At 54.2% G+C, this 22,206-nt stretch carries 21 protein-coding genes; 14 read left to right on the top strand and 7 right to left on the bottom strand.

Features of this window, described 5'->3' with window-relative positions; translation table 11 throughout:
• Positions 1–142 precede the first annotated feature (142 nt).
• On the bottom strand, positions 143–1,630 hold the full coding sequence (locus ORG26_RS11570; RefSeq protein WP_266369264.1) for a cellulose synthase family protein: 1,488 nt from the start codon (positions 1,628–1,630) through the stop codon (positions 143–145).
• An 18-nt stretch (positions 1,631–1,648) separates the two neighbouring features.
• Positions 1,649–2,344 carry a glycosyltransferase family 2 protein gene (locus ORG26_RS11565; protein ID WP_266369263.1) on the bottom strand — a complete coding sequence of 232 codons (696 nt, stop codon included), beginning with the start codon at positions 2,342–2,344 and terminating at the stop codon, positions 1,649–1,651.
• 107 nt (positions 2,345–2,451) lie between these two features.
• On the opposite strand from ORG26_RS11565, the gene ORG26_RS11560 reads away from it, so the two are divergent.
• The 3 genes from ORG26_RS11560 (at position 2,452) to ORG26_RS11550 (ending at position 5,111) form a co-directional block, all read left to right on the top strand.
• Positions 2,452–3,276 (top strand): Rossmann-like and DUF2520 domain-containing protein, encoded by an 825-nt coding sequence (locus tag ORG26_RS11560; RefSeq protein ID WP_266369261.1) that lies wholly within the window; start codon positions 2,452–2,454, stop codon positions 3,274–3,276.
• Between the two features lie 60 nt (positions 3,277–3,336).
• Positions 3,337–4,248, top strand: a complete 912-nt coding sequence (locus ORG26_RS11555; RefSeq protein ID WP_266369260.1) for a helix-turn-helix domain-containing protein — start codon at positions 3,337–3,339, stop codon at positions 4,246–4,248.
• 101 nt (positions 4,249–4,349) lie between these two features.
• Positions 4,350–5,111 (top strand): SDR family NAD(P)-dependent oxidoreductase, encoded by a 762-nt coding sequence (locus ORG26_RS11550; RefSeq protein ID WP_266369259.1) that lies wholly within the window; start codon positions 4,350–4,352, stop codon positions 5,109–5,111.
• 49 nt (positions 5,112–5,160) lie between these two features.
• On the opposite strand, the gene ORG26_RS11545 is transcribed toward ORG26_RS11550, so the two are convergent.
• Positions 5,161–6,348, bottom strand: coding sequence for an AGE family epimerase/isomerase (locus ORG26_RS11545; RefSeq protein WP_266369258.1), 1,188 nt, complete (start codon positions 6,346–6,348; stop codon positions 5,161–5,163).
• 96 nt (positions 6,349–6,444) lie between these two features.
• Between ORG26_RS11545 and ORG26_RS11540 the strand changes: the two genes are divergently transcribed.
• The 3 genes from ORG26_RS11540 (at position 6,445) to ORG26_RS11530 (ending at position 9,509) form a co-directional block, all read left to right on the top strand.
• On the top strand, positions 6,445–6,999 hold the full coding sequence (locus ORG26_RS11540) for a KdsC family phosphatase (protein WP_266369257.1): 555 nt from the start codon (positions 6,445–6,447) through the stop codon (positions 6,997–6,999).
• A 103-nt stretch (positions 7,000–7,102) separates the two neighbouring features.
• Positions 7,103–8,140 carry an isoaspartyl peptidase/L-asparaginase family protein gene (locus ORG26_RS11535; protein WP_323134425.1) on the top strand — a complete coding sequence of 346 codons (1,038 nt, stop codon included), beginning with the start codon at positions 7,103–7,105 and terminating at the stop codon, positions 8,138–8,140.
• Positions 8,141–8,405: 265 nt separating this feature from the next.
• Entirely contained in the window at positions 8,406–9,509 is a 1,104-nt protein-coding gene (locus ORG26_RS11530; RefSeq protein ID WP_266369256.1) for a glycosyltransferase, read from the top strand.
• Positions 9,510–9,511: 2 nt separating this feature from the next.
• Here ORG26_RS11530 and ORG26_RS11525 read toward each other — a convergent pair whose 3' ends face one another.
• Both ORG26_RS11525 and ettA read right to left on the bottom strand, forming a co-directional pair.
• Positions 9,512–10,336 (bottom strand): aminotransferase class IV, encoded by an 825-nt coding sequence (locus tag ORG26_RS11525; RefSeq protein WP_266369255.1) that lies wholly within the window; start codon positions 10,334–10,336, stop codon positions 9,512–9,514.
• A gap of 113 nt (positions 10,337–10,449) precedes the next feature.
• Positions 10,450–12,117: an energy-dependent translational throttle protein EttA gene (gene ettA, locus ORG26_RS11520; RefSeq protein WP_266369253.1), complete on the bottom strand. Its 1,668-nt coding sequence runs from the start codon at positions 12,115–12,117 to the stop codon at positions 10,450–10,452.
• Between the two features lie 71 nt (positions 12,118–12,188).
• On the opposite strand from ettA, the gene ORG26_RS11515 reads away from it, so the two are divergent.
• From ORG26_RS11515 to ORG26_RS11490, 6 genes are all read left to right on the top strand, one after another.
• Complete coding sequence (locus tag ORG26_RS11515; protein ID WP_266369251.1) at positions 12,189–13,562, top strand: DUF349 domain-containing protein; 1,374 nt, start codon at positions 12,189–12,191, stop codon at positions 13,560–13,562.
• A 164-nt stretch (positions 13,563–13,726) separates the two neighbouring features.
• Positions 13,727–13,999: a hypothetical protein gene (locus ORG26_RS11510; protein ID WP_266369249.1), complete on the top strand. Its 273-nt coding sequence runs from the start codon at positions 13,727–13,729 to the stop codon at positions 13,997–13,999.
• Between the two features lie 5 nt (positions 14,000–14,004).
• On the top strand, positions 14,005–14,583 hold the full coding sequence (locus ORG26_RS11505; protein WP_266369248.1) for a Crp/Fnr family transcriptional regulator: 579 nt from the start codon (positions 14,005–14,007) through the stop codon (positions 14,581–14,583).
• Between the two features lie 190 nt (positions 14,584–14,773).
• Complete coding sequence (locus ORG26_RS11500) at positions 14,774–15,151, top strand: hypothetical protein (RefSeq protein ID WP_266369246.1); 378 nt, start codon at positions 14,774–14,776, stop codon at positions 15,149–15,151.
• 736 nt (positions 15,152–15,887) lie between these two features.
• Complete coding sequence (locus ORG26_RS11495; RefSeq protein WP_266369245.1) at positions 15,888–16,115, top strand: hypothetical protein; 228 nt, start codon at positions 15,888–15,890, stop codon at positions 16,113–16,115.
• A gap of 50 nt (positions 16,116–16,165) precedes the next feature.
• The gene (locus tag ORG26_RS11490) at positions 16,166–16,561 is read left to right on the top strand and encodes a hypothetical protein (protein ID WP_266369243.1); all 396 of its coding nucleotides are present in this window, start codon (positions 16,166–16,168) and stop codon (positions 16,559–16,561) included.
• Between the two features lie 516 nt (positions 16,562–17,077).
• On the opposite strand, the gene ORG26_RS11485 is transcribed toward ORG26_RS11490, so the two are convergent.
• Both ORG26_RS11485 and ORG26_RS11480 read right to left on the bottom strand, forming a co-directional pair.
• Positions 17,078–17,398 carry a DUF983 domain-containing protein gene (locus ORG26_RS11485; RefSeq protein ID WP_323134424.1) on the bottom strand — a complete coding sequence of 107 codons (321 nt, stop codon included), beginning with the start codon at positions 17,396–17,398 and terminating at the stop codon, positions 17,078–17,080.
• A 223-nt stretch (positions 17,399–17,621) separates the two neighbouring features.
• A complete protein-coding gene (locus ORG26_RS11480) occupies positions 17,622–19,439 on the bottom strand; it encodes a glycosyltransferase (protein ID WP_266369240.1) in 1,818 nt (605 codons plus the stop codon).
• Positions 19,440–19,580: 141 nt separating this feature from the next.
• On the opposite strand from ORG26_RS11480, the gene purU reads away from it, so the two are divergent.
• Positions 19,581–20,420: a formyltetrahydrofolate deformylase gene (purU, locus tag ORG26_RS11475; protein WP_266369238.1), complete on the top strand. Its 840-nt coding sequence runs from the start codon at positions 19,581–19,583 to the stop codon at positions 20,418–20,420.
• A gap of 96 nt (positions 20,421–20,516) precedes the next feature.
• The gene (locus tag ORG26_RS11470) at positions 20,517–22,181 is read left to right on the top strand and encodes a sodium:solute symporter family transporter (RefSeq protein WP_266369236.1); all 1,665 of its coding nucleotides are present in this window, start codon (positions 20,517–20,519) and stop codon (positions 22,179–22,181) included.
• Positions 22,182–22,206: the final 25 nt, after the last annotated feature.

Genomic DNA, 22,206 nt, shown 5'->3' with positions numbered 1-22,206 from the left:
AGTAACCCTGATAAAAGTAGAGGATGGCTGAGAAAAGAATGAAAAAAACAGTTCTCGCAGATTGCCGCAGATTTGCCACGCCGATGTTCGCCGATTTTCTGCGCTAATCTGCGAAAAAATCGGCGCTAATCGGCGAGAAACCTTACGCCTGAAGCCGCGCATGCGACACACTGTACCAGAACACCATGCCGAAACCGAACGCCAGCATGCAATGGAACACCAGCATGTTGTACTGCCCGAAATACAGCCCCATCGCCACGCCGGTCAGGAAATACAGGGACAGAATGCCTTCCGTCACCGTCAGCCAGTTGATCGCCGGACTCAGGTCCAGCAGCATGTATTTGTTGCCCGACCAGCGGTCGCCCACCGCCCGGACGTTGAACTTGGGCGTCCGGATAAACGGAGTTTTTCGTCCGATAAACCCTTCGATCACGGCCAGCCCGTTATGCAGCGACAGCCCCATCATCAGACAGGAGTACATCAGAAAGTAATACCCGATTTTGCCAACTTCATTCCGTCGTTCGAGCCAGAACGGGATGCCGTAGAAGAGAATCAGGATGAGCAGATTGAGCTGGAAAAAGCTGATGAGGTAGAACGCCGTCGTCAGTTCCGGATGCGTGATGCGGACAAACAGAACCGGGACGCTCAGCACGGCCATTGCCAGAACCAGCACAAACGTCGAGCTGCTCAGCAGGTGGAAAAAAGCGTGCACCTTGACCCGAAAGGGCACATGCGGGGCGGTCAACACCCGGGTCATGAGCTTTCGGGCGCACTCGGCGGCACCTTTCATCCAGCGGTATTGCTGCGATTTCAGGGCGTTCATGGCGACGGGAAGCTCGGCCGGGGAGCCGATGTCTTCACGATAAACAAACTTCCACCCGCGGAGCTGGGCCCGGTAGCTCAGGTCCAGGTCTTCGGTCAGTGTGTCGCTCGACCAGCCCCCGGCGTCCAGAATGGCTGTCTTTCGCCAGACACCCGCCGTACCGTTGAAGTTCATGAAATAGCCTTCCGCATTCCGGCCGCTTTGTTCGATAAAAAAGTGCGCATTGAGCCCGAACGCCTGCAATTTGGTCAGTACCGAATAATCCTGGTTCAGGTGCGTCCAGCGGGTCTGCACAATGCCGACTTTTGGGTCTTCAAAGTGCGGAATGGTTTTCAGCAGAAACTCCGGCTCGGGCATAAAGTCCGCATCAAAGATGGAAATGAACTGCCCCCGCGCCCGTTCGAGCCCATAAGCCAGCGCCCCGGCCTTGAAACCTTTGCGGTCGGGCCGGCGGATGTGTTTGATGTCGATGCCTTTCTGCTGGTATTCGGCCACTTTGCGGGCGATGATCTCCACCGTTTCGTCCGTCGAATCGTCCAGCATCTGGATTTCCAGCTTGGAAGCCGGGTAACGGAGTGAGCAAACGGCGTCAATTAACCGCTCGGCTACATAAAGCTCGTTGTAGATCGGCAATTGAATCGTCACCACGGGCAACTGCTCGTCGGGACGGGCGGCGAAGTTGCGGAAGTAGGCATCCCGCCGTTTTTTATGCACAATGTAGCTGTAGATCAGGCTTACCTGATGCAAATTATAGGTAAACAGGAGAGCCAGGGCCAATCCGTACGCTACTAAAATGACTGTTTCCATAAGTATTTGTCGGCACTCCTACCAATAGCGAAAAATAGTTGTCAGAATCTTGTACCCCGCCAGCACGGTTCCTTTCACCGTTCCAGAAATTTTGGAGAACCCGATCCGCTTCCGGTAACTGACCGGCACTTCCGTACAACGCAAGCCCATTTTGGCGGCTTTTAACTGCATTTCGACCGTCCAGCCGTAAGTTTTGTCCTGCATATTCAACTCAATCAGGCGGTCAAAACGAATGGCCCGAAACGGTCCCAGGTCCGTAAACCGCACCCCGTACAGCTGTTTCAGGAGCCGCGTGGCGAGCCAGTTTCCGAACACCTGCTGCGGCGTCATCGAACCCCGCTGCCGGTTGCCCCGCGCACGGGAGCCAATGACCAGATCCATGCGCTGTTCCAGAATCGGCTTCACCAGCTGGGGAAGCTCTTCCGGATAATCGGAAAAGTCGGCATCCAGAAAAACCACGATGTCCGGCTTTTGTTGAAGATTCTGAGCGTAGGCGATGCCCCGCAGGCAGGCCCGGCCGTATCCCTGGACCGGCTCATGAAGCACGGTGGCCCCGGCCCTGGCCGCTTCCGTAGCAGTCCGGTCGTTGGAATTATTATTGACGACAACCACTTCGCTCACCCAGTCCGTGGGAATAGCGCGAACGACGTTGCCAACGGAGTTTTCTTCGTTGAAAGCGGGAATAATGACGAGAATGCGGGACGGCGACTGCAAGGTTTTCGTACAAGGTTCGGTCAGATATACGCAACGGATTCAAAGTTAGTTCTTTGTCGCTATTGCACCGCTTTTGCGCCTTGGCGGTTAATTTTTATACTTACGGCATGAAAATAGCCTTCATCGGGGCCGGAAACGTGGCCCGCCACCTCGCCGTAGCTTTCGAAAGCGCCGGGCACCAGATCACCGAAATCTACAGCCGGGATGCCAACCACAGCCGCTGGCTGGCGTCCATGCTCTACGACGTTCGCCTCAGCCCGGACCTGAACTTCGACGAAAGTCCGGCGGAACTGTTTGTCCTGGCGGTGCCGGACGACGCCATGGAAGAAGTGGTCAGACAGCTGGTTCTGCCCGAAAACGCCATTCTGGTGCACACCTCGGGCAGCAAAACGCTGAATGAACTGGAAAAATGGGTCGAGATTTACAGCGACGTGCCGGTCCGGACGGGCGTTTTCTACCCCCTGCAGACCTTCAGCAAGGAAACCCCGGCCCTGTCGTTCGAAAGCCTGCCGCTCTGCATCGAAGCCAGCGACAAAGACACCGAAGAGATTCTGGTGAAACTGGGCCAGCAAATGAGCCGGATCGTTTACCTGGTCAGTTCGCAGGAGCGCCGGGTGCTGCACGTGGCGGCCGTGTTTGCCTGTAATTTCACCAATTACCTGCTGGGCGTCGCCAAAGACATCACCGATGCCGAAAACCTCGAATTTGACCTGCTGAAGCCGTTGATTCGGGAAACCATCCGGAAAGCCCTGTCGGCCGAACATCCGGCGCAGGTCCAGACCGGCCCCGCTCGCCGGGGGGATCTGGACACGCTGGCCCTGCACCTCGAATACCTGACCGACAAGCCGGAACTGCTGGAACTGTACCAGCTCCTGACCGACAGCATTCAGAAGTCCGAACCGGGCCTCCGCCGGGTGCCGGATTCGCTGTGAGGATTCGGTAGAAAACCAGACGCTATTTCCTTACCTTTGATTTTTGCAAATCGCCAAGTTATGGAAACAAAATCGCTGGAAGACTTTTACCGGGAAACGGCCACGCTGTTTCCGGAGGGCGTCACGAAAGAAATCGGGCACTTCAATGTCTTCAAAACCGAGGAGGTACACGCCAAATTCCGGAAAAGCATCAAGCCGGTGATGCCTTACAACCGGCGGGCGTATTACAAGATCAGCCTTATCCGCGGCCGCAACCGGGCCGAATATGCCGACAAGGTGATTGACATTGAGACGAACGCGCTGCTCTTCGCCACGCCGAAAATCCCGTACCACTGGGTGCCGCTGGACGACGAGCAGTCGGGCTACTTCTGCATTTTTACCAGCGACTTTCTGGTGTCCGGCAAAAGCGGCGTCGTGCTCGACGAACTGCCCATCTTCCATCCCGGCGGCTACCCCGTTTTTCAACTGACGGCCGAGGCGGTGGAGGACCTGATGTATATTTTTCAGAAAATGGCTAAAGAGCTGGAATCCAGTTACGCCTACAAGTATGACCTGCTGCGGACGTACGTTCTGGAACTGATTCACTACGGGCAGAAGCTACAGCCCGCTTCGGCCGTGCAGGCGGGCCACACGGCGTCGGCGCGGGTCGCGTCCCTCTTCGTCGAACTGCTGGAAAGGCAGTTTCCCATCGAGTCGCCCCACCAGCGGCTGGCCCTCCGGACGGCCAAGGATTACGCCGACCGGCTGGCGGTGCACGTCAATCACCTCAATAAAGTCTTGAAAGAGAAAACCGGGAAGACCACCACCGACCTCATCAGCAGCCGCATTCTGCAGGAGGCCAAAATTCTGCTGAAACAGACCGACTGGACCATTTCCGAAATTGCCTTTTCGCTGGGTTTTGAGGAGGTGGCGCATTTCTCCAATTTTTTCAAAAAGCAGACCACGCTGGCTCCGCTCGTTTTCCGGGCCTGAGCGGCTGATTTGAATTTTGCAAATCATGGATTGATGCTTGCAAACACCCGGGCGACCGGGCAGCCTACTTTTGTGTCATCACTAATCAAACAAAGACAACGATGAACACGAGTAAGATTGCCCTGGTGACCGGCGGTAGCCGTGGACTGGGAAAAAACATGGCGCTGCGGCTGGCCGAAAAAGGAATCGGGGTCGTCATCACCTACAACAGTCAGAAAGAAGAGGCGCTGGCCGTCGTGGCCGAGATCGAAAAAGCCGGTCAGAAAGCCGCCGCGCTGCAACTCAATACGGGCGTGGTCGGTCAGTTCGATGCTTTTTTTGCCCAGCTGCAAACCGTCCTGAACGATACGTTCCAGACCGATCGCTTCGATTTTCTGATCAACAATGCCGGGGTTGGCATCCATGCGGCCTTTTCCGAAACGACCGAGGAGCAGTTCGACCAGCTGATGAACATCCATCTGAAAGGCGTCTACTTTCTGACCCAAAAGGCGCTGCCGATGCTCAACGACGGCGGACGGATCATCAACATCTCCAGCGGATTGGCTCGCTTTGCCCTTCCGGGTTCGTCGGCCTACGGGTCTATGAAAGGAGCCGTGGAAGTGCTGACCCGCTACATGGCCAAAGAACTGGGCTCCAGAGGAATCGCCGTAAACGTGGTCGCTCCCGGGGCCATCGAAACCGATTTTGGCGGTGGTCAGGTGCGCGACAATGCCGAACTCAATCAATGGGTGGCGAGTGCTACGGCCCTGGGCCGGGCTGGTCTGCCCGACGATATTGGTGGGGTGGTGGCCTTTCTGTGCACCGAAGACGCCCGCTGGATCAACGCCCAGCGGATCGAGGTCTCGGGCGGCATGAATCTGTAATGTTAAGGCCGGTACGCAGAGTAAAGCGTACCGGCTTCTCTCCTGCCCGTCAGACGACCCGCCGCAGCCCCGGCACCGCAATCATTTCCATCGTCTGCCAGATCTGGTAAAGCCCTTTGATCTGGTGATAACAACCCCGTTCGGGCGTCACTTTGCAGGTCGTTACGGGTACGCCGGTGCGGTCGAGGGTGCCGAACCACTCCTTGCCGTTCTTGTCGGGAAAATGGTCCCAGAGGTATTCGTGGACCTTCCGAATCCACTTCAGGCAATCGTTCTGCCGGGTCAGCGCGTAAGCCCGGGTGAAGAAGGCGAGCGCCTCGGTATGCACCCAAAGCAGTTTCCGGTCCCATTCGGTAAACAGAAGCGGGCGTTCTTTCAGGTCGGCATACTGAAAAAAGCCCCCATTCGTGTTGTCCCAGCCAATGTCGGCCAGCGGATAGGCCATGAGCAGAGCCTGCTGAACGAGCTTCCGGTTGCCCGTTACCTCGGCGGCGTCAAGCAGATACCCCGCCGTTTCAAAAACCAGTCCGGGATGCAGGCGACGGCCGGGTGCGGTGTCGGAAAAGGCTCCTTCGGGCAGGACATTTTCCCGCAGCAGATTCAGGCGTTTGTCAAAAAACTCGTTCTGCAATTCCTGAACAACGCCTTCGACGGAATCTTTAAAATGGTCCGGTGTCAGCAGCGGCCGGACTTCCAGCAGGGCCTTCAACGTCGTCATGCATTCGCCCAGGCGACGGAATTCGCGAAATCCACCCAGTTCCTCGGCCTGCCGGATTCGTTCCCGCTGCCGGTGCGCCAGCAGATGACCCATCGTCTCAACGGCGATGGCGGCATGTTCCCGTTCGCCCGTGGCGGCAAACAGCTGGGCGAAGGCCATCGCCGCAAAGCAGTCCGGCAGCACATCGGGGCTGGGCGCGACGGGTCGGCCCCGGCGGTCTACCACCGCCAGCCAGCGGCCAGTTTCGGTGCGACCGTGGTGGCGCAGAAAGTCGGCTCCGTGGCGGGCCAGGTCCAGCCAGGACGGCTGGGCATCCACGCGGTTGTAAAGCCAGGCGAACGCCCACACCTGCTGGGCCTGCAAATGGACGGATTTGTCCGTATCGGTAGGGTCGCCGGCGGCATTCAGCGCATTGAAATAGCCTCCTGACTGAGTATCGCGACTGTGCGCTACCCAAAAGGGAATGACCGACCGAAAAAGAGCCTCCTGATAGAGGACAAACCATTTACCAAATTCCATAAACACACAAAGCCAGCCGCAAACTTTGGGAAAGTTTGGAAACTTTGCCAAAGTTTCGAGCGAACGCGTAATTTCGTGCAACCAGTATTCCCACGCATGAGCGCTATTCAGGACCGATTTAAACGCATTACAACCTTTATTTTCGACGTAGACGGGGTATTGACCGACGGCTCCGTCAATGCCCTGGCATCGGGCGAAATGTACCGGACGTTCAACATCCGCGACGGCTACGGTATCGAACGGGCCATCCACGCGGGGTACCGGGTAGCCATCCTGTCGGCGGGCAATCAGGTCGGGGTGCGCAAGCGGCTGGAATTCCTTAAGATTACCGATATCATGATGGGCGGTCCGACCGACCAGAAGCTGCACGCCTACCTCGGTTACCTCAACCAGCACAAACTGACGGAGGACGAAGTGCTGTACATGGGCGACGACCTGCCGGATTTTCCGGTGCTTCGCCGCCCGAATCTGCTGAGTACCTGCCCGGCCGACGCGGCCGATGAGGTGCAGGCGGTATGCGACTACATCTCCCCCAAACCCGGCGGACGAGGGGCCGTGCGCGACATCATCGAACAGGTGATGAAAGCGCAGGGCAAGTGGCTCGCCTGGGTGACGGACGAGGAGCCGTTTAAACTGCACAACGAAGTCTAAACGTGCGATTGCTCCGTTGGGCGGGAAGGTGGCGTTGAACGGAGTTTCGCTTCTTGCCTCCACCTCACCCGCGAAAGAACCCTTTTTCCAAAGCTAACCGGACATGAAAAAAATTGCCCTTTTTGCCTGCCTCGTTTGTTTACCCTTTATGCTCAACGCTCAGGACTACAAGAATAAAATCACTCTCGTCATTCACGGTGGAGCCGGTACGATTACCCGCAGCAACATGACCCCGGAGAAGGAACGGGCGTACAATGATGCTCTGAAGCAGGCCCTGCAGGCGGGTTATGCCGTACTCAAAAAAGGCGGCACCAGTCTGGATGCCATCGAAGCGGCCATTCACGTTATGGAAGACTCGCCACTGTTCAATGCGGGCAAAGGGGCCGTTTTTACGCACGACGGCAAAAACGAGCTGGATGCGTCCATCATGGAAGGCAAAAACCTGATGGCCGGGTCGGTGGCCGGGGTGACGGTGGTGAAAAACCCGATTTCGGCTGCCCGAAAAGTGATGGAAAAGTCGGAGCACGTGATGATGGTCGGGAAAGGCGCGGAGGAGTTTGCCAAAAAACAGGGCCTGGAGATTGTAGACCCGAGCTACTTCTACACCGAAGCCCGCTGGAAAGCGCTGGAAAAGGCCATGAAGGAAGAAAAAGTGGAACTCGACCACTCGGCTAAAGACACGACCGGCGCGCTGATGCACGACCTGATTTTTATCGAAGGGAAAAAATACGGCACCGTGGGTTGCGTGGCCCTGGACCAGTACGGCAACCTCGCCGCCGGAACGTCTACGGGCGGCATGACCAACAAGAAATACGGCCGGGTTGGCGACGCGCCGATTATCGGAGCCGGAACGTACGCCAACAACGCTACCTGCGCCGTGTCGGCCACGGGGCACGGCGAATATTTCATCCGGTCGGTGGTTGGCTACGACATCTCGGCCCTGATGGAGTACAAAGGCTACAGCCTTCAGAAAGCAGCCGACGAAGTGGTGATGAAAAAGCTGGTGCAGCGCGGCGGCGAAGGCGGCGTGATTGCCCTCGACCGGAAAGGCAACATTGCCATGCCCTTCAATTCGGAAGGCATGTACCGGGGCTTCATCAAAGCCGACGGAACGATGGAAGTCCGGATTTACAAGAACTAAGGCTTTCTGCTGGCGGTAGTTAGCCTCTGAGACAGCGGGTTAACTACCGCATAATTAATTTACCAAATTTTATCGACCGGATTTACATATTAAGGATTATTAAGTTAAGGAGAGTTGTTATTTTGCTGGAGCAAATAGCGCTCTGTCCGTGATCTCGTTACTACCTCCCGTACATGTCATTTATGACCGTGATACCAGCGGTCATCACCTCGATTACCTGCAATGTCTGGCGAACTTTCTCCTTCATCAGGAGGAAGAACTGCGAATGCAGTACGTTTTTGCCGTTCACGAAGCCTCCCGAACTCGGTTTAAGGAGTACGAGGCGCACCTGAAGTTTCATTACCTGCCTGCGGCCGAAATCGACGTTTTTTCGAAGGAGCCTTCGGTGATCCGCCGGGCCAGCGCCGAAATGCATTACATGCTCGGAATCGCAGCTTTGCTGGGGGCAAAACAAGTGCTGATCATGCAGCTGGAGCCGTTTCAGCTGGAGATTTCGCGCTGGTGGGTAAGGCGTTCCGGGGTGCAGTTCAGCGGCATTCTGTTCTTTCCGTTCTGCCGGGAGTTCGAAAGCGGGGCAACCTGGAAGGACAGCCTGCGCCGGGAGTTTCGCGGCCTGCGGAAAACGTTGCAGACGTACTGGATGCTCCAGAACCCGAACCTGAAAACCGTTTATTTCCTGAACGACCCCGAAGCGGTGGCGACCTATAACCAGCGTTTCGGCTCCCGCTTTCGCTACCTGCCCGATCCGATTCAGCAGGTGGCGCCGCCCGACGATTCCGTTGCCAGCGTGAAAAAGCGGCTGGGCGTGCCCGAAGACAAGTTTGTCTGTCTGATCTACGGCCACCTTTCTCCGCGAAAAAATATCCCCAATATTCTGAAATCACTCGCCTTCCTGCCGGAATCGGTGCGGAGCCGCATGTGTCTGCTGATCGCCGGTGAAGTCGAGCCCGGTTATGAAGCGGTTATCAGTCCGGCACTCCGCGAAGCCGGGGAGGCCTATCCTGAGCTGACGATTGTAAACATGTTTGAGTTTGTCGGCCCGGAACGGACCGGTGAGCTGTTTGCCTGCTCGGATACTATTCTGATTCCTTACCTCAATTTTTACGGTTCGAGCAACATCATCGGGCTGGCCGCCAAATACGGCAAGCCGCTGGTTGGTTCCAGCCTGGGCCTGATTGGAAAGCTCATCGGGCATTACAGGCTCGGTGTCAGAGTCGCCCCGGACAAGCCTGCAGCCATTGCGGAAGGCATCCTCGACTGTCTGCACGCCGGAAGCCTCGACCCGCAAAACGCGGAAGCCTACCTCAAACAGCACACTACCGAACAGTTCAGCCAGGCGCTGCTGATGCCGGAACGGGTGATGGCGTAGCGTTACCAGTTGGAGACCAGCTCCTCGAACCGTTCGTGCAGATACTTGGTCCGTTCACCCGGCCGCCCGTCGGCGATTGTCAGGTCGCCGATTTGCGTGATGGGCAGCACCTGTTTGGTCGAGCTGGTGGTAAAGACTTCATCGGCATCGTAGAGTTCCGAAAGCAGAACGGGCCGTTCCTCGATGACAAAATCGGCCTTGGCCAGCTGGAGGACCGTTTTCCGGGTAATGCCGTGCAGAATGTGGCGGTTGGGCGTAATGAGCCGATTGCCGTTCAGAAGGAACACGTTGCTGCGACTGAGTTCGCTGATCTCGCCGTTTTTGTGGTAAAGAACATCCTGCGCTTTGGCCGCTTGAATGGCCGTCGCCAGCATGATCACGCGTTTGTAATCCGTGGTTTTCACTTCCGCCATCTCGCGGACATATTCATCCAGAATGACCTTGATGCCGTTTTCGTGCTGGCTGTGGGCCGCCGGGGGGAGTTCTTCGGCCATCATCATCAGGTTGGGCTGAAGAACGGATATACTGTCCGGACTGTAACCGCCGGTCAGCACGAAACGAACGCCGACATCGCCGCCGCCGCTTTTTTCGATCAGCGTCATAACCGTCCGGTAAGCTTCGTCTTTCTGAATCGGCACCGTCATGTGCAGCATGGCCGCCGAATTCATGAACCGCTGCCAGTACCAATCCCACTGAAAAGGTCGGCCGTTGTAGGTCCGGAAATAATCGAAAAGGCCGTAGCCACGTAGCAGCCCGAGGTCCGTGGCACCGATCGCCAATTGCTCGACAGGGCAGATTTGTCCGTTCAGAAAGCCGTAGTATGCCATGAAGAAAGATTTCTGAATCTGGATTACGCTGATTGAGATGATTAGCTGTGATTGGCTTCGCCTGATTTTAAATCACAGCTAATCATCTCAATCAGCGTAATCCAAGTTCAAGATTACACTAGTTTTTTGTATTTAATCCGCTTCGGCGTGGCGTCGGTGCCCAGTCGTTTGCGGCGGTTTTCTTCGTATTCCGAGAAGTTGCCTTCGAACCAGTAAACCTGCGATTCGCCTTCAAATGCGAGGATGTGCGTAGCCACCCGGTCGAGGAACCAGCGGTCGTGGCTGATGACCACGGCGCAGCCTGCGAAGTTTTCGAGACCTTCTTCCAGTGCCCGCAGCGTGTTGACGTCCAGGTCGTTGGTCGGTTCGTCGAGCAGCAGCAGGTTGGCGCCTTCTTTCAGCATCATCGCCAGATGCACGCGGTTGCGCTCTCCGCCCGAGAGGTTGCCGATTTTTTTCTCCTGGTCCGAACCCGAAAAGTTGAACCGGCTCACGTACGCCCGGGCGTTGGACTGTTTGCCGCCGAGAATGACCCATTCACTGCCGCCGGAGATCGTTTCAAAGACGGTTTTGTTCGGATCGAGGCCATCGTGTTCCTGATCGACGTAAGCCCATTTGACGGTTTCGCCGACTTCAAACGTCCCCGCATCCGGTTTTTCCTTCCCGGTGATGAGTTTAAACAGCGTCGTTTTACCGGCCCCGTTCGGCCCGATGATGCCCACAATACCGGCTTGTGGAAGCTGGAAGTCGAGGTTTTCGTAGAGTAGCCGGTCGCCGTAGCCTTTCGCCACGCCATGCGCTTCGATGACCTTTGAGCCCAGACGCGGTCCGGCCGGGATGAAGATTTCAAGTTTGTCTTCTTTCTGGCGGTTATCCTCGCTCAGCAGCTTTTCGTAGGCACCCAGACGGGCTTTCGATTTGGCCTGACGGGCTTTGGGAGCCATGCGCACCCATTCCAGTTCGCGCTGCAGGGTCTTCTGTCGCTTCGATTCCTGCTTTTCTTCCTTGACCAGGCGGTTTTGCTTTTGTTCGAGCCAGGATGAGTAATTGCCTTTCCAGGGGATGCCTTCGCCGCGGTCGAGTTCCAGAATCCAGCCCGCCACGTTGTCGAGAAAGTAGCGGTCGTGCGTCACGGCGATGACCGTTCCGGCATACTGCCGGAGGTGTTCTTCCAGCCACAGCACCGATTCAGCGTCGAGGTGGTTGGTCGGCTCGTCGAGCAGCAGCACGTCGGGCTGTTGCAGCAGCAGGCGGCAGAGGGCCACGCGCCGTTTTTCCCCGCCGGAGAGGGTCGCCACCAGCGCATCGGAGGGCGGACAGCGCAGGGCATCCATTGCCTTTTCGAGGCGGTTGTCGAGTTCCCAGGCGTTTAGATGGTCCAGTTTTTCCTGCACCTCGCCCTGGCGGGCAATCAGTTTGTCGAAGTCGGCATCGGGGTCACCAAAGGCTTCGTTGATCTGGTCGAACTCTTTCAGCAGGTCCACAATCTCCTGTACGCCTTCCTGCACCACCTCCAGCACCGTCTTGGCCGGGTCGAGCTGCGGTTCCTGTTCGAGCATGCCGACCGAGTAGCCGGGTGAGAAGACAACATCCCCCTGAATGTTTTTATCCTGTCCGGCAATGATTCTCAGCAGGGTAGATTTACCGGACCCGTTGAGCCCTAAAACGCCAATTTTAGCGCCGTAAAAAAAGGAAAGATATATATTCTTTAGGATTTGTCGATTGGGCGGGATAATTTTACTGACACCCGCCATGGAAAAAATAATCGTTTCCTGGCTCATTTTTTGCGTACATTTGTCTTCGGGCAAATATCACAAATTAAACCCATAGCTTAGCCTTAAAAGAGTAAAAAATGGAACAGGCTCAATTGGTAGACGAATACGGTTACGTCAAAGACGGAAAGGTATTCTTAGCGGGCTACCTCAGCTATCCGGACCGGCAAATCGGCGAAGTAAAACGTACGGAGCAGGAAGCTCTGGATTACTTCAAAAACCGTTTTGCGATCGCTGAAAACAAAGTGAATCAGTTGGAGCAGGAAGTTGAGGAAGCCCAGAACAAAGGCTCGTACTTAACGAAACTGGTGCAACTGCGGAAGAAACTGCTGAGTTTCGACGCCATCGGAAACTTCGTACCCCTGCTGAACCGGCTCGACGCGCTGGAAGAGGTGCTGGTTGCTCTCATTGAGAAAAACCAGCTCAAAAACCTCGAAATCAAACGCGCCCTGCTAGGCGAAGCGGAAGCCATCGCCGACAGCACCGACTGGAAGACGACGGCCGACGAACTGCAGGAGATCAAGACCAAATGGATCAAAACCGGCCCGGTCGACAAAGACCAGGACGCGACCATTGAAGAGCGTTTTCAGCAGACCCTCGACGGATTCTTTCAGCGCCGGCGCGAATTCTTTAACGAACAGAACAAGATCATTCAGGAGCGGATCGAGAAGTACGAAAGTCTCATCCAGCAAGCCGAACGGGCGGCGAAGAATGTTATCTACGCCGAACGAAACCGCCCGCTTACTCCGAGCAATCCGGATGCCCAGAACTCGTACGGCCGCCCGGCCCAGGTTGGGTCCGAAGAGCGCTTTATGAAGACGCTCACGGAGTCTTACCAGCTTGTCCGGCAATTGAACAACGAGTGGAAGGAAGTCGGCGAAATCCCGATCAAGCGGTCGGGCAAACTGCTGAAAAATTTCCGCCGGGCTACGAAGACGATTTTCGACAAATACAACCTCGCCCGCGGCATCCAGCCGAAGGTTCGCATCGACCCGCGCGTGGAGCAGCAGATGAAAATGGCCGACGAAGCCGAGCGCCTCGCCAAGTCGCCGGACATTGCTACTTCGGCTGACCGCGCCAAGACGCTGCTCAACCAGTGGAAGGAAATCAAGATTCCGTTCAAACTGGTCGACAAAGCCGTGTCGGAACGCTTCCGGGCCGCCTGCGACAAGATTTTCGAGCTGAATTACCTGCACCGCGTGCTGCAGCGTAAATACCCGGCTTTTGAACTGAAAAGCAAGAGCGAGCAACTCCGGACCAAAATCCGGGAGATGGAATACCTCGTCCGCCGCGAGAAAAGCGATTTGTCGCTGGCCATGAACAGCCTCACGCTCACCGGCGACCCCGACCTGGACAAGCAGGCACAAGGCAAGATCAACACGCAGAAGCGGAAGATTGCCATGAAGGAGGTCATCCTGACGGAGTTCCAGAAGGAGCTTTCGACGCTGGAGTAAGCCTTAATACCATAGAAAAGCCCCGTTGGACATGTCCGGCGGGGCTTTTTCATTAAACAGATGCCATATCTTGGAGATATGGCATCTGTTTAATGAAAAAGAAGGGGTGGAAGAATCACTTTCCGGTTCTTTGCTGTTCTTTAGGAAACAGGGTCTTACAACAGATGACAGCTTATCAACCCATCGACCGCGCCTTCTACGACCATATCCAGGCCACGGCGCAGCAGAAAAAATTCGTCCGCTTCGAGTTCCTGACGGACCTGCACGAATATTACAAACGCGATGCCCTGATCAAATCCGTCGAAACCCGTGAGGATGGGGAATACCTGATTCTGGCGGCGGGCGACGAAATCCGGCTCGACCGGGTTATCAGCGTCGGCGGCGTAATGTCCCCGCATTTTCCGGGGTACGAGAGCACCTACGCCTGTAGTCTGTAAGCTGTATGCAGCATTTGCTTGCCCAGATTGAGCGCATTACGCCCATGTCCGGGGCGTTTCGGGAAGCGCTGGCGGAGGCGGTCAAGATTCGGAATCTGCCCAGAGGCACCTTGCTCCTGCAGCCCGGACAGGTCTGTAACCAGTTGTGGTTTGTAGAAAAAGGGCTGGCACGGGCTTTTTATCTGGAAGAGGACAAGGAGTTAACGTCCTGGTTCATGGCCGAAGAGGAGTTCATTATTTCCGTCTACAGCTTCTTCAGCCAACAACCCGCGTACGAATTTATCGAACTGCTGGAAGACAGCACGATCGTGGCGATTTCGTTTCAGAATCTCCAGCGCCTGTACGACCAGTTTCCGGAGTTCAACCGGGTTGGCCGGGTGCTGACCGAGACCTATTACGTACGCAGTGAAGAGCGGACGCGGCAACTCCGCATGCAGACCGCCCAGGAGCGTTTTGAACAGCTTATGGCTACCTCGCCGCACCTGTTCAACCGCGTTCCGCTGAAACAGATTGCTTCCTATCTGGGCATGACGCCGGAGACGCTGAGCCGGATGCGGGCCAAAGCAAGAAGGAACGTTTCTTGATATATGTCAAGGCAGGTGTTGAAAAGTGATTGCACTTTTGGTAAAGTAATCACCTAATCAAAACGCCTGTCTTCTTTATGAAAAGATTTATTCTGTTTCTCCTTTTTTAGTTCTATCAATCACTTTCTATGCCTGTGAGCAGGATAAAGAAACACTTCCGGTTTCTCCGGTATCCTCAGACCCTCACGTTGTGGCCGCGAAGGCCTGGTTTGATAAGGTAGGCTACGGAAAAAACAACCGAGTTACCGCCGGAACGAAATCAAAAAACAAAACACCAAGATGGGAAAAAGGCGAAAGCTATGAGCTGAATGGTGAAACCGTGGTTGAACTACCGCTGGATTACGAAGCGGTTCAGGGTGCCCGCAAAAACCGTGATCATTCCAAACCGGATGCAGTGTATCGGGAGGACCCCTACGAAAACATTACGGTTCTGACAAAGTATGTAGTTGTCAGAGACAAAAATGGGAATTATCGCTCCCTGATCATGAAAGTGGTGGCCTCTGGTATATTTTTTATCAATAAGATAAGAAGCATGCTCTTGACAAAAGCTCTTTCCGGCAGGTTGTAAAAGACTTTACGGGCTATGTGCTTTTCTTTGACTGGAATGAAAACTTACAGTATGGGGCACGTTATCAGATTGGACATTACATTGGGGAAGTTTCCCCCGTAACAGAAAACGCGCGTATGGCGCAACCTAATCTGGTGTGCCAGCCGACGTATATTGACTGGTACGAAAGAACTTGCGTGGGTGACGTTTGTACAGAATGGCAATACACCCACACAGATATTTCTTTTAATTGTTTTGCTACTCCGGGTGGGACCGTAACGACAGGAACCCCGACTGGCAATCCGGGAGAGCCAACTGGAATTGGCGGAACAGGGAATACGGGTACTCAAGCTGTCCAGTATAATTTTGGTGGGCAGGGTGCGCCCGTTATCAACAGCATTCAGTCATATCTTCGTTGCTTTGGAAGCAATTAGTTTGTGAACGCACAGCAATTTAAGTTTTCTATCACGGTTCATGTGCAGGAACCGTCGCCGGGCAGTGGCTCTTCTATTGGAGTTGATAATTCAATAGGCATACCTGCATTGAGGTAACAAAAACTAATCGTAGCAATCCAAGTGAAAGCATAACGCAGGTAATCGGCTTCTATCCGGCCAACGGACCACTTTCTTTGATACAGCCTGTAGCACCAGTATTAAAAGACAATGGAGACAATGTGACAAGGGATAATTATACTGTTCATGTTACGTATCCCGACGTAACCCCCGGCCAGTTTGCTGGGGCGCTGTACGGGATAGATATGTACTCAGACGCTACCTATCACCTGGCTAATTTCAACTGCACCACGTTTGTCATCCGGGTCATGGAAGCGGCTCAGCTGAGCATCCCCAAAACGATAGCGCAGATTGGTTTAGGCAGCGGCTACTCGCCGGGACAGCTTGGGTGGGACCTGCGCAACTGGCAGTCGAATCCCAACGTGAACCGGGCGACTCATCAACCTGGCATCAGTTACAAAGCTTGTCAATAAAAATTTATATTAGAACAAGGCTCATTCCTTGTTCTATAATTTTGACAATAATGAAAAAGAGCATAAAAATATTCGTTATTATTTCTGGATTAGTTCTTTTGTCGAATGTGCCACCAATACGCTGGATAGTATACTTTGGTAAAGACCATGTCTATTCCACAGCGCAAGGAGTAATTTTCGAGGAATTACCAGCGTTTGGCGCACCTTACAAAAATGTAGAATCAAATTTCATTAAATACAAGTATTTATTAGCTGATAAAGGGGATACTATTCTGTACCGAACATTTTCGAAAAATGCACTAAAATTTTGGAATTGGTATGACTATCTATATCATCCACGCTATAAACTTCCTTATATGAATAAGGATGAAATGCCTAAACGGAACGAAAAAATTTATGAATTGTATCGGCAGCGATATGACTCATTGCAAGGTATTAATAGGTAATTCGTCCTAAGCAGAATATTAGGTTTACTACGCAATAAAATTTACAAGAAATGACAAGATTCTAAGAGAAAAGCAACAGACGAACAAACCCTAAAAACCATTTTAATCGGTGAGAAACAACGTTTTGAGAAAGGTAGGCGTAGGATTCTTTGTAGTAACTTTATTGCTTAACATCCCTCCATTACGTTTCCTAACTGACTTCGGCACGAATTACCATTACAGCACAAAAGAAGGGTTCGACTGGTGGGAGATAAACAACTTTGCTCCTACTTTTACTGGAGTGAGAAGTAATTTTAATGACTATAAAATGACACGCTTTATGCCCGCAGACACGGTGTTATACCCGTACGTTTGCTAAAAATCCGCTTCGCTTCCGGCGGTGGTACGACTACCTCTTTCATCCCCGTTATCAGTTGCCTTACATTGACCCCGAACAGGTTCCCAACTTGTCAAGACAGGTAGAGAAGCGCTATGAGGTGAGTCTCGATTCCTTGCTTAGAGCACAAGGCAGAAGGGTTACATATTGACCGCTTCGTCATTGACTGCACTACCAGTCAGAGTACTCTGTTGCTGCGCGGCTTTATCGGGTTTGTAACTCACAAAGAAGTTAATCCAAGTGCGCCGCGCAACCCGGAAAAAATAAGGCGTCAGCAGGACGATGCACGGTAGCAGAAAATAGAGAAAATTCATGACGTCCACATCCAGCAACACCACCAGCAGTACAAAGGTGGAAATCGTAAAAGCGACGTACAGCGCGTAGCTGACGTACATGGCTCCAAAATAAAAGCCCGGTTCCGGCTCGTAATCCTGGCCGCAGACCGGGCATTTTTTGTGCATACGGTCAAACGTTTTCAGATTGAACGCTTGACGGCCCTCAAAAAAATCTCCTTCCTGACAGCGGGGACATTTGTTGAAAAGAATGCTGTATAATTTAGTCCCTTTGAGCATGGGCAAATTCATTTGCGCAGCAAGGTACGGGTAGCCAAAAAGAAAATCTGTGATCTACGTCACATTCGCCGCTAAAAAAAGATACGCAATTTGTTGCGTACCTACAGAGCACTTACGGCTTCTTCCGTTTCAGCGCCAGATCGTGCGCCGTGTCGTAGTAACTCCGCAGGTTGGTCCAGTCGAAGACGTCGGAGATGTTCTCGACCCGGTTCCGCTGGGCGATGCGGTCGCGCTGCGAGAGGCGCACAAAGCGGAACAGGATGTTGGCTAACTGGTCGGCGGCCTCGTTGAAGTTCTGCGTCTTGCGGTTGACGACGTAAATACCCCGGCTTTCGTAATCCCGCATGATCTGCTGGATGAAATCGCCGAAGCCCGACAAATCGCTCGTCACGGTCGGAATGCCCCGCACGACGCATTCCAGCGGCGTGTAGCCCCACGGCTCGTAGTAGCTCGGGAAAATGCCGAGGTGGCAGCCCCGGACAAACTGCCCATAATCCAGACCAAAGAGCGGATTAGTTGAAGCAATGAAGTCCGGATGGTAAACCACTTTAACGCGGTCCTGCTCGTTGTTGATCAGCTTAACCTGCCGGATAAACCGCACCATGTCGTCCTCCTGCACCAGATCGTGCGTAACAAAAGGCGGCAGTTTGTGCGTTTTCCAGCTCTGAACCGTCCGCCGCAGCCGGAGCCGCCAGTATTCATCGACAAACTGGTTCAGGTCCGGCAAGTCGATGTCCTCGCGCGAGGCGGCCTCCTTGAACAATTGGTTTCCGATCTGCTCCTCGATAGCTTTGCAGGTTTCCTGAATCTCGTTGAGCAGTGCGCGGCTGTGCAGCACGTCCGGGTCGATGGAGTGGTACGGCTGCTTCGTGACCAGAAACATAATGACGGTCATGTCCATGCCCGCCTCCCGCATTTTCCAGTTGAGCCGGGCCAGCGCCTCCAGCGTCAGGTCGTAGCCTTTATTGCTGAATTCGTAGCGGCCGGAGGTGAAGAAATACAGTGTTTTTTCCAGATCGAAAGAATAGCTCTGGAAGAAGTGCCCCATCACAAATTCATGAATCCGTTCCTTGTATTTGACGTGCAGGTTCTGAAATTCGTGGACGGCGGCAAAGCGGGTAATATTAAGTCCGTTCGGTAAAATCAGGTCCGGAATGCGGCCGAGAAAAACCTCGCACTCGCGGGCCGTAACATCGCTCACGGTCGTGAAGACGTGCGACTGCTGGGCGGCCAGCCGTTCGATAGTCGCCTGGGCTTCGATGCCGTAATGGCGGGCCTCCTTGGCCCAGTCGAAGAAGGGCAGCTTGCCGTAAAAACCCGACTCATTCATGGCCAGATACCGGCCCAGCATGGTGGCGTGGGTCGTGAAGATGGTGGCCACCTTGACGTTATCGCGCCGGAGTTCGGGCAGGCCGCTGCTGGCCATCCATTCGTGGAAATGGGCCGCAATGTCGAGCTTGCGGGCGTGATTTTCCGCCAGCATCGTCAGAAAAAGGCGGACCATTTCGCCGAAGGCAACCACTTGGTTGACAAGCGGCTCGGCATTCAGCGTCGAGATGCCGTGGTGTTCCCAGAGCAGGTATTTTACCCGGTTGGTCTGTTCGGGAGTAAGGCTGTTGAGGCCAAACAGAACGACCCGGGGCTTGCCCGTAACGAGCCAGTATCCGTATTGTACTTCAAATCCGAGCGTGCGCATGGCTTCGACCGTCTGGCCGATTTCGGTGCCGTCGTCGTGCCGGATGGGCTCCAGTTCAATGTTGGCTTTATTGGGAAAATAAGGTCCCAGCGCAATGTAGTCATCGCCCCACTTCTCGACCATCGAGGGCACCTTTGAGCGGATTACGGTGTAAATACCGCCAACCTGGTTACAAACTTCCCAGGCAACTTCAAGTAACAGCTTACGCTTTTGTGTATGGAGAATCGGTTCCAAAATGGTACGGTTGGAATAGGGACGACTAAACTTAGTATATTTCGGCAATTCAACAAAAATAGCTTTTTATTCCTGCCCGTTGCGTGTTTCACCCAACAAAGCGTTTCGACTTTAAAAATCTAATCAACCCCATTCCAATCTATGTCCACCGAAACCCGGCACGTGCTGCTCATGGACGGCCCCGACAGTACGGGCCTGATTCATAAAGTAACCGGCGTGCTTTACAACCACAACCTGAATATCATCCGGAATGACGAATACGTAAGCCCCGACCGGCAGTTTTTCATGCGGACCGAGTTTGAGGGCGAACTCGGCCGGGAGGCGCTACTGGACGAACTGGGCCGGACGCTGCCCGGGGAGGTCAACCTACGCATCAATCCGAAGAAAAAGAAGAACATCGTCGTTTTTGCCACCAAGGAGCACCACTGCCTGGGTGAACTGCTGATCCGCTACGCGTTCGACGAACTGGACGCCGACATTCTGGCCGTGGTCAGCAACTACAATACGCTTCAACCGCTGGTGAGCAAATTCGGGATTCCGTTCCATTACATCTCCCACGAACACCGGACCCGCGAGGAACACGAGGAGGCCATGCTGCGGACGCTGGCCATCTACGAGCCGGAATACCTGGTGCTGGCCAAATACATGCGCGTATTGACCCCAGCGTTCGTAGACCATTTTCCGAACCGCATCATCAACATCCACCATTCCTTCCTGCCCGCCTTTATCGGGGCCAATCCATACCGGCAGGCGTATGAGCGGGGCGTAAAGATCATCGGCGCTACGGCCCATTTTGTGAACAACCACCTCGACGAAGGGCCCATTATCGCCCAGGATGTCAAAGAGGTGCACCACCGGCAAACAGCCGGCGATATGGCGACCGAAGGCCGTGATGTGGAAAAACTGGTGCTTTCCAAAGCGCTGAATCTGGTGTTCAACGACCGGGTGTTCATTCACCGGAACCGCACGATTATTTTGTAACTTTTCAAGAAACAAAAAGGATAATTTCTGAATTTGCTATCTTTCGCTTTCAAAATGTGCTTTTACTAACCTAATACCTCCTGCCCTGACAGACTCATGCAGCAATTACAAGCAATTGATTACAGTGTATTCTTCATTTATTTCGTAATCGTAGCGGCCTACGGCTACTGGATTTACAAGCGAAAACAAAACAAAGAGCAGTCGTCCACCGATTTTTTTCTGGCCGAAGGGTCGCTGACCTGGTGGGCTATCGGTACTTCTCTGATCGCCTCCAACATCTCCGCTGAGCAGTTCATCGGCATGTCGGGCAACGGGTTTTCCATGGGTCTCGCCATCGCCACGTACGAATGGATGGCCGCCGCTACGCTGATCATCGTCGGCGTTTTCTTCATGCCGATCTACCTGAAGAATCACATCTTCACGATGCCCCAGTTTCTGCGGCAGCGGTACAACGACACCGTCGCGACGATTATGGCCGTTTTCTGGCTGTTTCTGTACGTGCTGGTAAACCTGACCTCCATCCTGTTTCTGGGCGCGCTGGCCGTATCCACCATCTCGGGGATTGATTTCTGGTTCTGCATGATCAGCCTGGCTATTTTCGCCCTCATCATCACCATCGGCGGGATGAAGGTAATCGGCTACACGGACGTGATTCAGGTGTTCTTCCTGATTCTGGGCGGTCTGGCAACGACCTATCTGGCCGTAAACCTGGTTTCGGAGCAGAACGGCCTGAACGGCCTCGGCGCTGGCTTTGACCTCATGCTGTCCAAGTCCGCCGATCACTTCAACATGATTTTTGAGCGCAACAACCAGAATTACGCGGCCTTACCCGGCCTGACTGTCCTTTTCGGAGGGATGTGGATTGTGAACCTGAACTACTGGGGCTGTAACCAGTACATCACCCAGCGCGCACTGGGTGCCGACCTGAAAACGGCCCGGAACGGTATTCTCTTCGCCGCTTTCCTGAAGCTGCTGATGCCGCTGATCGTCGTTATTCCGGGCATTGCGGCCTACACGCTGTACCAGCAGGGCCTGTTTCAGACCGAAATGCTGACCAACGGCCAACTGAACCAGGACCGCGCTTATCCGGTGCTGCTGAACCTGCTGCCCCCGGGTCTGAAGGGACTTTCGTTTGCCGCCCTGACCGCCGCGGTTGTGGCTTCGCTGGCCGGGAAAGCCAACTCGATCTCGACCATTTACACGCTCGATATCTACAAGAAATTTATCAACAAGGACGCTTCCGAGCGGACGCTGGTGCGGATTGGCCGGATCACCATCCTGATTTCGCTGATTCTGGCCATCATCATCTCGCCGTACATGGGCATCGACAAGAAAGGCGGCTTCCAGTTCATTCAGGAAATGACGGGTCTGGTTTCGCCGGGTGTCTTTGCGGCGTTTCTGATGGGCTTTTTCTGGAAGCGGACCAATACGGCCGGGGCCATGTTCGCCATCGTGGGCGGCTTTCTGCTGGCGCTGTTCTTCAAATTCCTGCTGCCCGAAACGTTTGATCTGTCGGGTCTGCAACCCTACGGCTTTGCCTACCTGAATCAGGAAGCCGGCCGCTACGAAATTCCTTTCCTGGACCAGATGGGCTTTATCTTCCTGATCTGCGTGGCGGTAATGTTTGTGCTGGGCTTGCAGCGCCCGAGTCTGAAAGGGCTGGAAATCGACGCCACGATGTTCCGGGTGCGGTCAGGCTTCGCGCTGGGCTCCCTGGTCATCGTCGTGATTCTGACGTTCCTGTACGGGTATTTCTGGTAAGAAATTTGAAGGTTTAACGTGGCTC

The organism is Tellurirhabdus rosea (assembly GCF_026278345.1).
Lineage (GTDB): Bacteria > Bacteroidota > Bacteroidia > Cytophagales > Spirosomataceae > Tellurirhabdus > Tellurirhabdus rosea.
This window is presented reverse-complemented; position numbering and strand designations above follow the sequence as displayed.